Genomic DNA, 12,715 nt, shown 5'->3' on the forward strand with positions numbered 1-12,715 from the left:
TGGATGCCCTGTGATGCGCGTTTCCCGCCGTGCCGTCCTGGCCTTGCCCGCCGCCCTGCTGCTGGGGCCGCGCAGCGCCGGCGCCGCGCCGGACGAGGAGGGCTACCGCACCCTCAACCGCGCCGTGGTGGAGCAGGTGCTGTTGCCGGCCTATCGCCGCTTCGCGGAGGCGACCGCCAACTTCGCCGCCCAGCTTGACACCCTGGCCCGCAACCCGGCCGAGGCCGCCCCCTGGCAGGCCGCCCGGCAGGGCTTCGGCCAGACGGTGCTGGCCTGGGAGGGTGTGCAGCCGGTCCGCTTCGGGCCGGCCGACCTGTTCAGCCGCCATGCCCGCATCCAGACCTGGCCCGACCCGCAGGACAGCATCGGCCATGACCTTGCCGCCGCCGTCGCGGCGCGGGACCCGGCGGTGCTGGAGGCCCGGCCGCAGGGTTTGGGCAATGTCACTGTGCAGGGATTGCCCGCCCTGGAACGGCTGCTGTTCGGCGAGGATGCGGCCGAGCGGCTCGCCGCCGGCGATGCCGAGGCTGGCTACCGCGCGGCGCTGCTGCGCACCATCGGCGGCAATCTGGCGACCCTGGCGCGTGACATCCTGGCCGGCTGGACCACCGATGAGAACCCCTATGCCACCACCCTGACCGGGCCGCGGCAGCCTTATGCCGCACCCAGGGAAGCGGCGCAGGAGCTGTTCAAGCTCCTCCACAGCACGGTCGGGAGCGTGGCGGCCCGCAAGCTGGAGCGGCCATTGGGCAGCGACGCGACGGCCGCCCGGCCCGCGCTGCTGGAGTGGTGGCGCAGTGGCCTCTCGGGCCAGGCGATCCAGGCCAACCTGGTGCTGGCGCGCGATATGGCATCGGCTGGCTTCGTCCCGGTCATCGAGAAGGCGGGGGATGGCGAACTGGCCGAGCTGCTGCGCCGCGCCTTCGAGCAGGTGGTGACCACCGCCAGGGGCCTGCCGCTGCCGCTGAAGACGGCGATCACCGATCCGGCGCGCCGCGCCCCGGTCATCCGCCTGCAGCGCGAGGCCACCGTGCTGCAGGCGCTGCTGGCGCAGCGCCTGCCGCCGGCGCTCGACATCCAGCCTGGCGTCGCTGCGCCGGACAGCAACTGACTGGTCCCATCCCGGCAGGTTGCCCAGGGGATGGAGGCGGGTGCGGCGGGGGAGGGGGGAAATGACGCTCGCCTGTTGACGTGCAAGCCCGGCGGCGGGAATTCCCCTTCCGCCTGCCTCTCCTTCCTGCCCGCCCCCGGCTGGCTGCGGGCGGGCAGGAAGCGGAGGGGGCCCGGGAGAGTCGCTTCCCGGCCTTTCCCCCATCCGGGCCGCCCGGAGGCCCGCACGCGCCATGGGACCACGAGACGCATGACCGATCCCACGCTTACCGAAGGCCTTGAGGACCTGTTCGAGGGCTACCAGCGCTTCCGGTCCGAGATCTGGCCGGAGCGGCGCAAGCTGTTCGAGACCCTGGCGCGCGAGGGCCAGCGGCCCCGCGCCCTGGTGATCGCCTGCTCCGACAGCCGCGTCGATCCGGGCATGGTGTTCAATGCCGCGCCGGGCGAGATGTTCATCGTCCGCAACGTCGCCAACCTGGTGCCGCCCTACAAGCCGGACGGCGACTATCACGGCACCAGCGCCGCGCTGGAATTCGCCGTCTGCGTGCTGGAGGTGCCGCGCGTCATCGTGCTGGGCCATGCCATGTGCGGCGGCGTGCAGGCGCTGCTGCGCGGCTTCCCACCGGGCGCGCGCGACTTCGTCGAGCCCTGGATGACCGGCATCGCCGCCGAAGCACGCCGCCGCACGTTGGCCTGCAGCCCGGCGCAGCCCGGCGGCGCCGAGGCCCAGTGCGAGCTGGAGACGGTAAAGCTCTCGCTGCAGAACCTGATGACTTTCCCCTGGGTTGCCAGCCGCGTGGAAGCGGGCACGCTGCGCCTCTATGGCGGCTCCTTCGACATCCGCACGGGCGTGCTCTCCCGCCTGGTGGACGGGCAGTTCATGCCGGTGAGCTGACGGCCGGCGCCAGGTTGAAAACCCGCTCAGGGGAGCTGCTCACGGCCCGAAGCCGGCCCTTTTGATCGCTCGCGGATCTTTAGATTGGCTCGTGAGATAGGCCGAGCGGAGCCCCCGTGTGCGCGGAAAGGGCTGCGCCCACGCTCACGCAGAATGGCACGGTTGAACTCTCCACCCTTTCCTGCCTGATGGGCGGATACAGAGCCGAGGCAGGAGCTTCGCTTGCCCGGCCGTGCAGAGAGCCAGTATCCATGCGCCCGCTCGGCACCCACCGCGACGCAGCCCCGATCATCCGGGCTGAGGGCGGCATCTGGGGCGAAGGGGTCCGCCTGCTGCCACCCCTTTCAGCGATTCCTGGCAGGGGTTTCGTCTTAGGCCGCGCGCCCCGCCCCGGGCGGGTCGCCGGGCCGCCGGTGGCCGACGTCGTGCCAGGGCTGCCGCGCCAGGCCCAGCCGGGCCAGCCCGTCGGTCAGCTGCCAGAAGAAGGCCGCCTGCCGGTCGCGCACCCAGCGCGGCCGGGTGAGCGAGCCGCCGGTGAAGGGCAGGAAGGGGTTGCGCCGGGCCTGCGCCCACAGACTGACGCGGGTCGAGGGGCGCAGGCTTGGCCCGCGCGCGTGAAAGCCGTAGGTGTCGGCGATCAGCAGCGTGTTGGCCGGCACGGCATAGGTTACGGGCGCGCCGTAGCCGAGCCGCTCCAGCATCGCCTCGGAGACGCGCAGCGAGCCGCGCCGGCTGTGCGCGTCGCCCTCGCGCCAAGCGAGGCTGCTGGCCCTTTCCCACCATAGCCGGCGCTGCGTGGCGCGGTGCGAGCCGGGCACATAGACAAAGGGTCCGTCTTCTGCAGGCACGTCCTGCAGGTACAGCCATGCCTTCATGGAGGGATAGAAGGTGTCGCTGTGCAACTCGGTCTGCGGGTCCGGCGCGCCTGGGGTGGCATGGCTGATGATGGTCTGGATGAACAACAGCGGCCCGACTCGCGTGCTGGCGACGTAGTCCAGCGGCGCCTGCCAGGCGGGGGAGGCCAGCAGGGCGCGGGTTTCGGGCAGCGCCGCCTGCACGCCCGGCGTCAGCGGGATCAGGCGCGTCAGCGCATTGCCCTGCGTCACCTCCCGCGCCGGGGCGCGCAGCGCCTCGATCTCCGCCTTCAGCCGGGCGAAGCTTCCGGGCGGCAGCACATCCCGCTTCACCAAGATGCCATCGCGCGCGAAGGTCGCGCGGTCCTCCTCCGAAATCAGATCGGCAAGGCGGTCGCGCCGGTGCGCAGCCAATCGCTGCGCCAGCGCCACCCGGCGTGCATGCAGGCCCCAGCGGTTCAGCCGTTCGCTGCCCAGGATGGGATTGCCGGCGAAGGAGCGCGCCGAGGTGGCCACCGCCGCGAGCTGAACCGGCATCAGCAGCGCGCGCGCGAGGTGAAGTCCGTCCATGATCCTGGTTCCGCCTTCTGCTCCCCCGCGCGGCGCTTGCCGCGGGCTTGGGTTCTGCCTTGGCTTCCAAGTCTAAGGCCTATCGGTAAACACACGCATTACGAGAGATCGTGAGTGATGATGCTCTGGATGCGTGTGAATTTCTCTGCCGCCCCCCCCCCCCGGCGCAATGCATCTCGCGAATGACGCGAGGCTGCCGGATTTTCACCGGAATCAGCGGCCAAGAAAGCCAAATTGAGAGCTTTCCTCTGCCTTCAGCCTGGCTGCTGCGAAACCCTGGACCCGGCCTGGTGTTGGTCGGTCGCCGCCCCAAGGGAGTTTGCTCATCGTGCACCGCCGCGACGCCTTGTTCGCTGCCCTGTCGCTCTCCACCGTGTTCATCGCGGGGGAGGCAAACCACTTTTCCGACGCGCGGGCCGCCGGGGCGGAGGAGGCCCCCTTCGACGCCAATACCGTGCGGGAGAAGGCGCGCACCCTGGCGCAGCAGTCCTACAAGGCGCCCTCGGAGGAGCTGCCGCCCGAGCTCTCCGACCTGACCTATGATCAGTACCGTGACATCCGTTTCCGTCCGGATCAGGCGCTGTGGCGCGGGCAGGACCTGCCCTTCCAGATGCAGCTCTTCCACCGCGGCTTCCTCTACAAGCCGCGCGTCGAGATGCACGAGGTGGCGGACGGCGTGGCCCGGCCGATCCGCTACAATCCGGACCTCTTCACCTTTCAGAACCTGCCGCGCCCTTCGGCCACCGATCTCGGCTTCGCCGGCTTCCGCCTGCACGCGCCGATCAACCGGCCGGACTATTTCGACGAGGTCTGCGCCTTCCTCGGCGCCAGCTACTTCCGGGCGGTGGCGAAGGGGCAGATCTATGGCCTTTCGGCGCGCGGCCTCGCCATCAACACCGGCGACCCGAAGGGCGAGGAGTTCCCGCTGTTCCGCGGCTTCTGGGTCGAGCGCCCGCGGCAAGGGGTGAACGCGGCCACGGTGCATGCGCTGCTCGACAGCCCCTCCTGCGCCGCTGCCTTCCGCTTCGCCATCCGCCCCGGCGCCAGCACGGTGTTCGACGTCGAGTCCACGGTCTTCCCGCGCACCGACATGGCGACGGCTGGCATTGCGCCACTGACCAGCATGTTCTGGTTCTCGCCGCTGAATCGCGCGGGGAAGGACGACTGGCGCCCGGCGGTGCATGACTCGGACGGGCTGCTGATGGCGAGCGGCCGGGGCGAGCGCATCTGGCGCCCGCTCAACAACCCGCGCGACCTGCAACTCAGCGCCTTCGGCGATGTCAATCCGCGCGGCTTCGGCCTGATGCAGCGCCGCCGCGGCTTCGACAGCTACGAGGACCTGGAGGCGCGTTACGAGAAGCGCCCCAGTCTCTGGGTCGAGCCGATCGGCGACTGGGGGGAGGGCGCGGTGCATCTCGTGGAGATCCCGACCACCAGCGAGATCCACGACAACATCGTCGCCTTCTGGCGACCGAAGGACCCGCTGCGGGCCAAGGGCGAGTACCGCTACACCTATCGCCTGCACTGGTGCGACGAGGCGCCCGGCACGCCCGAGGTCGGCCGCGTCGTCGATGCGCGGTCAGGCAATTCCTATACCCAGGGCGGCCGGCTTTTCGTGCTCGACGTCCATGGCGGCCTGCTCGACAAGCTCGGCCCGGAGGCGAAGCCCGAGCTGGACGTCACCACCAACCAGGGCGAGATCCGCAACCCGGTGGCGCAGCGCAACCCGGAGACGGGCGGCTGGCGCATCAGCTTCGAGCTCTTTCCCGGTAATGCCCGCGCCGCCGAACTGCGGGCCGCGCTGAAGGCAGGGGGCGAGCCGGTGGCCGAGACCTTCCTCTACCGATGGACGGCGTAATTTCTGGAGCGGCCTGGCGGGCCCTGCCGCCAGAGGCGCCGCTGGACATGCCCGTGCAGTCGCTGCGGGCCCGGCCCCCGCGCCGCACCGGCGGGATGCCCTCCCGCCCTTCCGCCACCTGGCTGCGCCGGCTGCTGGTTCTCGGTGCCGCGCTGGCCCTGACCGCCTATGCCTCGCACGAGATGTGGCTGGTGCTGAACAGCGGGCGGCCGACGCCGCTGCAGGCCTTCGTGCTGGTGCTGTTCGTGGTGCTCTTCGCCTGGATCGCGCTCTCCTTCACCAGCGCCACCTGCGGCTTCTTCCGGTTGCTGGCGGGGCCGGCCCGGCGCCTCGGCATCGCGGCGGGCGGGCCGCTGCCCAGGCCGGGCGTGAAGACCGCCCTGCTGATGCCGAGCTACAACGAGGAGCCCGCGCGCATCATGGCCGGGCTGCAGGCGATCCACGAGTCGCTGGCGGCCTCGGGTGCGCTGGACCGCTTCGACATCTTCATCCTCAGCGACAGCACCGAGCCCGGCGCCTGGATCGCCGAGGAGGCTGCCTACCTCGAACTGCGGCGCCGCACCGGCGACGACGCGCTGGGCGAGGGGGGGCGCATCTTCTATCGCCGCCGCCCCAAGAACACCGAGCGCAAGGCCGGCAACATCGCCGACTGGGTGCGCCGCTGGGGCGGCGCCTACCCGCAGATGCTGGTGCTCGACGCCGACAGCGTGATGGACGCCGATACCATCCTGCGCCTGGCCGACGCCATGGAGCGCCATCCGGATGTGGGGCTGATCCAGACCCTGCCGATCATCACCGGCGGCAACACGCTCTTCGCGCGGATGCAGCAATTCGCCGGCCGCGTCTATGGCCCGCTGATCGCCGAGGGCATCGCCTGGTGGCACGGCTCCGAGGGCAACTACTGGGGGCACAACGCCATCATCCGCACCCAGGCCTTTGCCGAGGCGGCCGGCCTGCCGGAGCTGCCGGGCCGCAAGCCCTTCGGCGGCCATATCCTGAGCCACGACTTCGTGGAGGCCGCGCTGCTGCGCCGCGCCGGCTGGGCTGTCCACATGGTGCCCTGGCTGCGCGGCTCCTACGAGGAGAGCCCGCCCTCGCTGATGGACCTCGCCGTGCGTGACCGGCGCTGGTGCCAGGGCAACCTGCAGCACGCCGCCGTGCTGCCGGCACGTGGTCTGCACTGGGTCAGCCGGCTGCACCTGCTGACCGGCATCGGCTCCTACATCACCGCGCCGCTCTGGCTCATCTTTCTGGTCTTCGGCGTGCTGCTGGCCATCCAGGCGCGTTTCATCCGCCCGGAATACTTCCCCGCCGGCCCCAGCCTCTTCCCGGAATGGCCGGTGGTGGACCCGGTGCGCGCCATGTGGGTGTTCATCGGCACCATGGGCCTGCTGCTGGCGCCGAAGCTGATGGCCTGGATCGCGCTGCTCTTCCACGGCACCGACCGGCGCGGCTGCGGCGGCGCCCTCCGCGCCTTCCTCTCCATGCTGCTGGAGACGCTGGTCGCCGGCCTCCTGGCGCCGGTGACCATGCTGACGCAGTCGGTGGATGTCGCTGCCATCCTGCTCGGCCGCGATTCCGGCTGGAACGCGCAGCGGCGGGATGACGGCTCGGTGCCCTTCGGCCAGGTGGTGCGGCTCTACTGGCGCCATACGCTGTTCGGCCTGATCTTCGGTGCCGCGGCCTGGCTGGTCTCGCCCTATCTGGCGCTCTGGATGTCGCCGGTGGTGCTCGGGCTGGCACTCGCCATCCCGCTGGCGGCGCTGACTGCCCGGCGGGATGTCGGCCTCGGTCTGCGGCGCCTCGGGCTGCTGCTGACGCCGGAGGAGGCCGCGCCGCCACTGGTGCTGTCGCGCGCCAAGGCGCTCACGATGGAGTGGCGCGGCATTGCCGGCGAAGCGGACGTGGCCCGGCTGTTCCGCGAGCCGGCACTGCTGGAGGCGCACCGCCGGATGCTGCCGCCGCCCCGCCGCCCCCGGCAGGACCCCTTCGACCCGGCGCTGCTGATGGGGCTGGCGAAGCTGCAGGAGGCTCAGCGGCTGGAGGAGGCGCTGTGCCTGCCGCGCGCGGAGCTTTCCGCGGTGCTGGCCGATGCGCGAGGCGTCGCGCGGCTGGCGGCGCTGGCCGAGGGCAAGGCCGCCTGAGGCGCCCGCGCGGGCGCCTCAGGCGCGCCTCAGCGCAGGATGTCGAGCGTGTGGTCGGCCATCTGCCCGACGGTGCGCTGCACCGCCAGGTTGCTCTCATAGGCGTGCTGCGCCTCGATCATCGTCAGCTCGGGCGCGACATCCTCGCGCGCCGGGCTCAGATCGGGAGCGGAGATCGCGAAGGGCCGCCGCGCCGGATCGGGGGGCGGCGAATCCGGCACGGCCGCCCGCCGTGCGATGGCCGCCGCGGCATCGGCGAGCTGGAACTCGGCTGTGCGCATGCCCTGGGCAGCCGCGTAGGCGGCATCAACCAGGCCAGTTGGGGTGTTGGAGGACACTTGCATTGCGTTAAGTCCTGTCTCGCAGGCAGAGGGCCTGGATCGGGCGATGAGGCCGGTACCGATTATCCGGGACAAAGCTTTCCGGACGGTTAAGCCTCCGGAAGGCGGCCCGCGGGCCATCGCAGCGGGGGGCCGCCCCTCGACAAGCGGGCGCTCCGGACGCAGTTTGACCGCCGCAGATTCGGCGGGAGAGTGCCCAATGCAGAACACCGAGGAAATCTGGCGGCTGGTGGACGACAACCAGCAGGCCTTCATCGAGCTGAGCGACCGCGTCTGGGAAATGCCGGAACTGGCCTATGCCGAGGTCCGCTCGGTCGCCGAGCACAAGAAGGCGCTGGAGGCCCACGGCTTCCGCATCACCGAGAAGCTGGCCGGCATTCCCACCGCCATCATGGGCGAGGCGGGCGAGGATGGCCCGGTGATCGCCATCCTCGGCGAGTATGATGCGCTGCCCGGCCTGTCGCAGGAAGCCGGTGTGGCCGAGCACCGGCCGCTGCCGGGCGACGGCTCGGGCCATGGCTGCGGGCACAACCTGCTCGGCGCTGGCGCCCTGCTGGCGGCGACGGCGGTGAAGGACTACCTGGCGAAGAAGGGCATCAAGGGCCGCGTGCGCTACTACGGCTGCCCGGCCGAAGAGGGTGGCGCCGCCAAGGCCTTCATGGTGCGCGAGGGCTGCTTCAAGGACGTGGACATCGCCATCTCCTGGCACCCGGCCCCCTTCGCCGCGGTGAACGAGGCGAAGTCGCTGGCCAATACCCGCATCGACTTCACCTTCACCGGCCGCTCCAGCCATGCCGCCGCCGCCCCGCATCTCGGCCGCTCGGCGCTCGACGCCATCGAGCTGATGAACGTGGGCGTCAACTACATGCGCGAGCACATGCCGAGCGAGGCGCGCATCCACTACGCCTATCTGGACGCCGGCGGCATCGCGCCGAATGTCGTGCAGGGCAAGGCGACGGTCCGCTACCTGATCCGCGCCAGCGATTTGCCGATGCTGCAGGGCCTCGTCGCCCGCGTCCGCAAGGTCGCCGACGGCGCGGCGCTGATGACGGAGACGAGCGTCTCCACCAAGGTCGTTTCCGCCGTCTCCAACCTGCTCGGCAACCTGCCGCTCGAGCGGGCGATGCAGAACAACCTGGAGCGCCTCGGCCCGCCCCCCTTCGACGACGAGGACCGTGCCTTCGCCGCCGAGATCCAGAAGACGCTCTCCGACGAGGACATCGCCTCCGCCTTCAAGCGCATGGGCGTGCCGGTGCGGAAGGGCGTGCCGCTGGCGGACGAGATCATCCCGCTGGAGGCCAAGGGCGCGGCCATGGTCGGCTCGACCGATGTGGGCGACGTCTCCTGGGTGGTTCCCACCGTGCAGGCGCGCGGCGCGACCTATGCCATCGGCACGCCTGGCCATTCCTGGCAGCTCACGGCGCAGGGGCAGTCGCCGCTGGCGCATAAGGGCATGGTGCATGTGGCCAAGGTGATGGCCGGCGTCGCGGTGGACGCGCTGCAGGACCCGCAGCTGATCGAGCAGGCCAAGGCCGACCTCGCCGCCCGCACGGCCGAGACGCCCTATGCCTGCCCGCTGCCGGACGACCTCTCGCCGCCGATCAAGATGGCGCAGGTCTGACGCGAAAGGCCGGGGGAAGGCGCTTCCCCCGGCCCCGGTTCACAGGATGATCGCCTCGAAGGGCGGCCGCAGCTCGGGGGCGTCGAACTCCACCACCCAGAGATCCGGGTCGCGCCGTACCTGCCGCTCCACATAGGCGTCCGCCTCCGCCTCGGTCACCGGGGTCTTGCCGGTGCCGCGCATCCAGGCCGGCCGGCCCTCGGCGTCGCGCGCCTGGCTCAGCACCACGCAGCCCTCGCGGCCGCGCAGCAGGCAGAGGATGCCGCCCGAATCCGGGTCGCCCTTGCGCAGCACCATCGCGGAGTTCCCGGCCAGGTCCGCCAGCCGGATCGCCATCGAGACCCAGATGCCCGCTTTCACTTTCGCTTCCATGCCGCCCAGAGTGGAGCAGCGCGAGAGCGATGCAAGCCCTGCCTTCCCGCAGGCCTCCCCCCGGACAAAAGCACTTGCTGCATGACGGCCGGCGCGGCATCCACCGCTCCGGCGAGCCGGAGGGAGCAGCGATGGCAGGCAGGGATCAGGACCAGGTGCGGATGAGCGAAGGCCAGCGCGCCTACGAGGCGAAGCGGGCGGCCAAGGCCGGTGTCAGCCTGGAGAAGTGGCTCTCCATGAAGGCGCAGGAGCGCGACCAGCTCGCCGCGAAGGCAGCCAAGGCCGCCGAGCCGTCGAAGAAGTCCGGCTTCTTCGCCCGGCTGCTGGAGCGGGCGCAGAAGCCGATCGGCTGAGGCCCGCGCCTCACCACGTCATCCGCCGCAGCGTGTCGTCACGGCGGACGAAGTGGTGCCACAGGGCGGCGCTGACATGCAGCGCCACCAGGGCCGCCAGCGTGAGCCCGATGGTGTCATGCACGCTGGAGAGAACCGGCGCCCATTTCTCGTTGGGGCCGATGGGGCTGGGAATCGGGATCAGCCCGAAGGCGGTCAGCGGAAAGCCCCAGGCATTGGTGGTCATCAGGCCGACCACTGGCTGGACCATCAGCAGGACATAAAATGCCGCATGATTGGTGGTGGCGGCGCGCTGCATCCAGCCGGGCAGGGGCGGGGTGATCGGCGGCGGCGGGTGGCGCCGGCGCCAGAACAGGCGGAACAGCGTCACCACCAGGATGGTGATGCCGAAACTTTCGTGGATGTTGTAAAGGCGAAGCTTCAGAGCCTCGTCCTCGGGCGGCGCCTCGGCGATCCAGACGCCCAGGGCGATGATCAGCAGCACGATGAGGGCCGTGCCCCAGTGCAACAGGCGAGCCATCCGGTTGTAGCGCATGTCGTTCCCCTCCGTGGCCGATCCTACCCCGATGATCGCCGCGCATGCCGACTGGAGTCTTGATCCGCGCAAGCGCTGGGTGAGCATTGCCCGGCGGCGGGGCGGGCTCTGGCGCGCCGAGGCGCCCCGCCCGGTGGGTGACCCGGCCGCGCTGGTCGCCGGCCTGCTCGCCGAGGGCGTGCCACTGGCCTTCGGGCTGGACCTGCCGCTCGGCCTGCCGCGCGGCTTCGCCGCCGGCCGGGTGGAGCCGGATTTCTGCCATTTCCTGCGCGGCCTCACGGCGACGCCGGAGTTCTTCCTGGTCAGCCCGACACTGGAGACGGTCTCCGCCGCCCGGCCCTTCTATCCGGCGCGCGGCCTGCGGGGCATGACCCGCGCGGCCCATGCGGCGGCGCTTGGCCTCGGGGGCGCGGCGGCGCTCAACCGCTGGTGCGACTGTGCCACCGCCGAGCGGCCCGCCGGCGCTCCCGTCTTCTGGACGCTGGGAGCCAACCAATCCGGCAAGGCCGCGATCGCGGCGTGGCGGGACTGGCTGGCGCCGGCCCTGGCGGCGGGCGCGCCGCTGCGTCTCTGGCCCTTCCAGGGCGGCCTGCACGAGCTTCTGGCCCCCGGCGCGGCGGTGTTGGCCGAGACCTATCCGGCCGAGGCGCTGCGGCATCTCGGCGTGGTGCTGGCCGGCAGCAAGCGGGTGCCGGAAGTGCGGCGCGCGGCGGCACCCTCCCTGCGCCTGGCCATGGCACGGCTGGGGGTGCGGCCGAGCCGGGGCCTCGCGGCGGCGCTGGGGGAAGGGTTCGGCACCGATGCGGTGGGCGAGGACCGCTTCGACAGCCTGCTCGGACTGCTCTGCGTTATCGGCGTGCTCGATGGCGCACGGCCCGACTTCGTGCCGGAGGATGGCTGGGTGCGGCGCTGGGAAGGCTGGGTACTCGGGCAGACAGCGCTGCCACGGGTGCATGGAACAAGGCCGGGGGAATGAATTCCCCCAGACCCCCATCTTTTTTCTGGCCCCATCTTTTTCCGGCAGTTTCCGGCCAGGAGGATGGCGGATGGGGGGGAACTCCTTTCCCCGGCCTTCTCAGCCCCGATACAACCCGGCTGCGGAGGCGGCTTGCGTCGCCAGCGCCACGGAGAGATCGAGCGTCGGCGTCTCGACGCCCGCGAGGCGCGCCAGCTCCAACGGGACGCGGAACAGGGCATCCACCTCCATCGCGCGGCCCAGCTCCAGATCCTGCAGGATGGAGGGCTTGTGGGCGAGCCTGGCGGAACCGGCCAGGCGCTTGTCCAGGTCGAACTCGAAGCCCTGGCCGAACGCGGCGGCGATCGCCATGCTCTCCTGCATCGCCTGGCGCACGGCGGCGCGCACCGCCGGGTCGGCGAGGGTGCCGGCCATGCCCTGGCGCGAGAGGATGGTGAAAGGCCCCTGCGAGAGGTTGCCCATGAGCTTCATCCAGACCTCGCGCCGGATCTGCTTCGTCACCTCGCCGGAGATGCCGCCCTTGGTCAGGTAGGCGGCGATGGCCTGGGCGCGTGGGCTGTCGCGGCCGTCCACCTCGCCCAGGATGACACGGTTGTTGGCATGCTCCACATGCACATGGCCCGGCTCCGTCACGGTGCAGGCCGAGTAGACCACGCCGCCCAGCGTGCGCCCGACGCCGACCGCCTCGCGCACGGCATCGCCCGGGTCCACCGCCGGCAGGCGCCGGCCGTCCAGCTCGCCGCCATGCCGGTCGAAATACCACCAGGGGATGCCGTTCATCACGAAGGCGACAGTGGTCTCGGGCCCGAGCAGCGGCGCGATGGCCTCCGCCACCTGCGGCAGGGAAGGGGCCTTCACGGTGACGATCACCGCGTCCTGCGGCCCGACCGCCGCCGCGTCGCCGGCCTTCACCCGCACGGTATGGGCGCCGTCCGGGGCGGTGATGGTCAGGCCCTTCTCGCGGATGGCGGCGAGCTGGGCGCCACGGGCGACCACGCTGGTCTCCGCCCCGCCCAGCGCCAGCCGCGCTGCCACATGCCCCCCGATCGCGCCGGCACCAAAGACACAGATTTTCATCTCGGGATT

General features: G+C 71.3%; 12 protein-coding genes. 7 read left to right on the top strand and 5 right to left on the bottom strand.

Annotated elements, in window-relative coordinates; translation table 11 throughout:
* Positions 1-13: 13 nt before the first annotated feature.
* Both QMO56_RS14625 and QMO56_RS14630 read left to right on the top strand, forming a co-directional pair.
* The gene (locus QMO56_RS14625) at positions 14-1,111 is read left to right on the top strand and encodes an imelysin family protein (RefSeq protein WP_283526754.1); all 1,098 of its coding nucleotides are present in this window, start codon (positions 14-16) and stop codon (positions 1,109-1,111) included.
* A 249-nt stretch (positions 1,112-1,360) separates the two neighbouring features.
* Entirely contained in the window at positions 1,361-2,005 is a 645-nt protein-coding gene (locus tag QMO56_RS14630; protein ID WP_283526756.1) for a carbonic anhydrase, read from the top strand.
* A gap of 371 nt (positions 2,006-2,376) precedes the next feature.
* Here QMO56_RS14630 and QMO56_RS14635 read toward each other — a convergent pair whose 3' ends face one another.
* Positions 2,377-3,429, bottom strand: a complete 1,053-nt coding sequence (locus QMO56_RS14635; protein WP_283526758.1) for a phytanoyl-CoA dioxygenase family protein — start codon at positions 3,427-3,429, stop codon at positions 2,377-2,379.
* A gap of 328 nt (positions 3,430-3,757) precedes the next feature.
* On the opposite strand from QMO56_RS14635, the gene QMO56_RS14640 reads away from it, so the two are divergent.
* Both QMO56_RS14640 and mdoH read left to right on the top strand, forming a co-directional pair.
* Entirely contained in the window at positions 3,758-5,287 is a 1,530-nt protein-coding gene (locus tag QMO56_RS14640) for a glucan biosynthesis protein (protein ID WP_283526760.1), read from the top strand.
* Complete coding sequence (gene mdoH, locus QMO56_RS14645; RefSeq protein WP_283526762.1) at positions 5,275-7,431, top strand: glucans biosynthesis glucosyltransferase MdoH; 2,157 nt, start codon at positions 5,275-5,277, stop codon at positions 7,429-7,431. Before QMO56_RS14640 ends, mdoH begins: the two co-directional genes overlap by 13 nt.
* Positions 7,432-7,460: 29 nt before the next feature.
* Here mdoH and QMO56_RS14650 read toward each other — a convergent pair whose 3' ends face one another.
* On the bottom strand, positions 7,461-7,775 hold the full coding sequence (locus tag QMO56_RS14650) for a hypothetical protein (RefSeq protein WP_283526764.1): 315 nt from the start codon (positions 7,773-7,775) through the stop codon (positions 7,461-7,463).
* Between the two features lie 196 nt (positions 7,776-7,971).
* On the opposite strand from QMO56_RS14650, the gene QMO56_RS14655 reads away from it, so the two are divergent.
* Positions 7,972-9,393: a M20 family metallopeptidase gene (locus tag QMO56_RS14655; protein ID WP_283526766.1), complete on the top strand. Its 1,422-nt coding sequence runs from the start codon at positions 7,972-7,974 to the stop codon at positions 9,391-9,393.
* A 39-nt stretch (positions 9,394-9,432) separates the two neighbouring features.
* On the opposite strand, the gene QMO56_RS14660 is transcribed toward QMO56_RS14655, so the two are convergent.
* Positions 9,433-9,765 carry a DUF1491 family protein gene (locus tag QMO56_RS14660; protein ID WP_283526767.1) on the bottom strand — a complete coding sequence of 111 codons (333 nt, stop codon included), beginning with the start codon at positions 9,763-9,765 and terminating at the stop codon, positions 9,433-9,435.
* A 74-nt stretch (positions 9,766-9,839) separates the two neighbouring features.
* Here QMO56_RS14660 and QMO56_RS14665 point away from each other — a divergent pair, with 74 nt between their 5' ends.
* Positions 9,840-10,118, top strand: a complete 279-nt coding sequence (locus QMO56_RS14665; protein WP_349362361.1) for a hypothetical protein — start codon at positions 9,840-9,842, stop codon at positions 10,116-10,118.
* 10 nt (positions 10,119-10,128) lie between these two features.
* Here the strand turns inward: QMO56_RS14665 and QMO56_RS14670 are convergent, their stop codons facing one another.
* Positions 10,129-10,653: a cytochrome b gene (locus tag QMO56_RS14670; RefSeq protein ID WP_283526769.1), complete on the bottom strand. Its 525-nt coding sequence runs from the start codon at positions 10,651-10,653 to the stop codon at positions 10,129-10,131.
* Here QMO56_RS14670 and QMO56_RS14675 point away from each other — a divergent pair.
* Positions 10,652-11,629: a hypothetical protein gene (locus QMO56_RS14675; protein WP_283526771.1), complete on the top strand. Its 978-nt coding sequence runs from the start codon at positions 10,652-10,654 to the stop codon at positions 11,627-11,629. The two genes, QMO56_RS14670 and QMO56_RS14675, sit on opposite strands and share 2 nt — an antisense overlap.
* Positions 11,630-11,728: 99 nt before the next feature.
* Here the strand turns inward: QMO56_RS14675 and QMO56_RS14680 are convergent, their stop codons facing one another.
* Positions 11,729-12,706 carry a ketopantoate reductase family protein gene (locus QMO56_RS14680; RefSeq protein ID WP_283526773.1) on the bottom strand — a complete coding sequence of 326 codons (978 nt, stop codon included), beginning with the start codon at positions 12,704-12,706 and terminating at the stop codon, positions 11,729-11,731.
* Positions 12,707-12,715 lie beyond the last annotated feature (9 nt).

It is taken from the genome of Roseomonas sp. E05, from assembly GCF_030063475.1.
Taxonomy (GTDB): domain Bacteria; phylum Pseudomonadota; class Alphaproteobacteria; order Acetobacterales; family Acetobacteraceae; genus Pseudoroseomonas.

Excerpts from the sequence above, each read along its gene's own strand:
- QMO56_RS14625 (WP_283526754.1), top strand. The coding sequence starts at position 14 with ATGCGCGTTTCCCGCCGTGCCGTCCTGGCCTTGCCCGCCGCCCTGCTG.
- QMO56_RS14630 (WP_283526756.1), top strand. The coding sequence starts at position 1,361 with ATGACCGATCCCACGCTTACCGAAGGCCTTGAGGACCTGTTCGAGGGC.
- QMO56_RS14635 (WP_283526758.1), bottom strand. The coding sequence starts at position 3,429 with ATGGACGGACTTCACCTCGCGCGCGCGCTGCTGATGCCGGTTCAGCTC.
- mdoH (WP_283526762.1), top strand. The coding sequence starts at position 5,275 with ATGGACGGCGTAATTTCTGGAGCGGCCTGGCGGGCCCTGCCGCCAGAG.
- QMO56_RS14650 (WP_283526764.1), bottom strand. The coding sequence starts at position 7,775 with ATGCAAGTGTCCTCCAACACCCCAACTGGCCTGGTTGATGCCGCCTAC.
- QMO56_RS14655 (WP_283526766.1), top strand. The coding sequence starts at position 7,972 with ATGCAGAACACCGAGGAAATCTGGCGGCTGGTGGACGACAACCAGCAG.
- QMO56_RS14660 (WP_283526767.1), bottom strand. The coding sequence starts at position 9,765 with ATGGAAGCGAAAGTGAAAGCGGGCATCTGGGTCTCGATGGCGATCCGG.
- QMO56_RS14675 (WP_283526771.1), top strand. The coding sequence starts at position 10,652 with ATGTCGTTCCCCTCCGTGGCCGATCCTACCCCGATGATCGCCGCGCAT.
- QMO56_RS14670 (WP_283526769.1), bottom strand. The coding sequence starts at position 10,653 with ATGCGCTACAACCGGATGGCTCGCCTGTTGCACTGGGGCACGGCCCTC.
- QMO56_RS14680 (WP_283526773.1), bottom strand. The coding sequence starts at position 12,706 with ATGAAAATCTGTGTCTTTGGTGCCGGCGCGATCGGGGGGCATGTGGCA.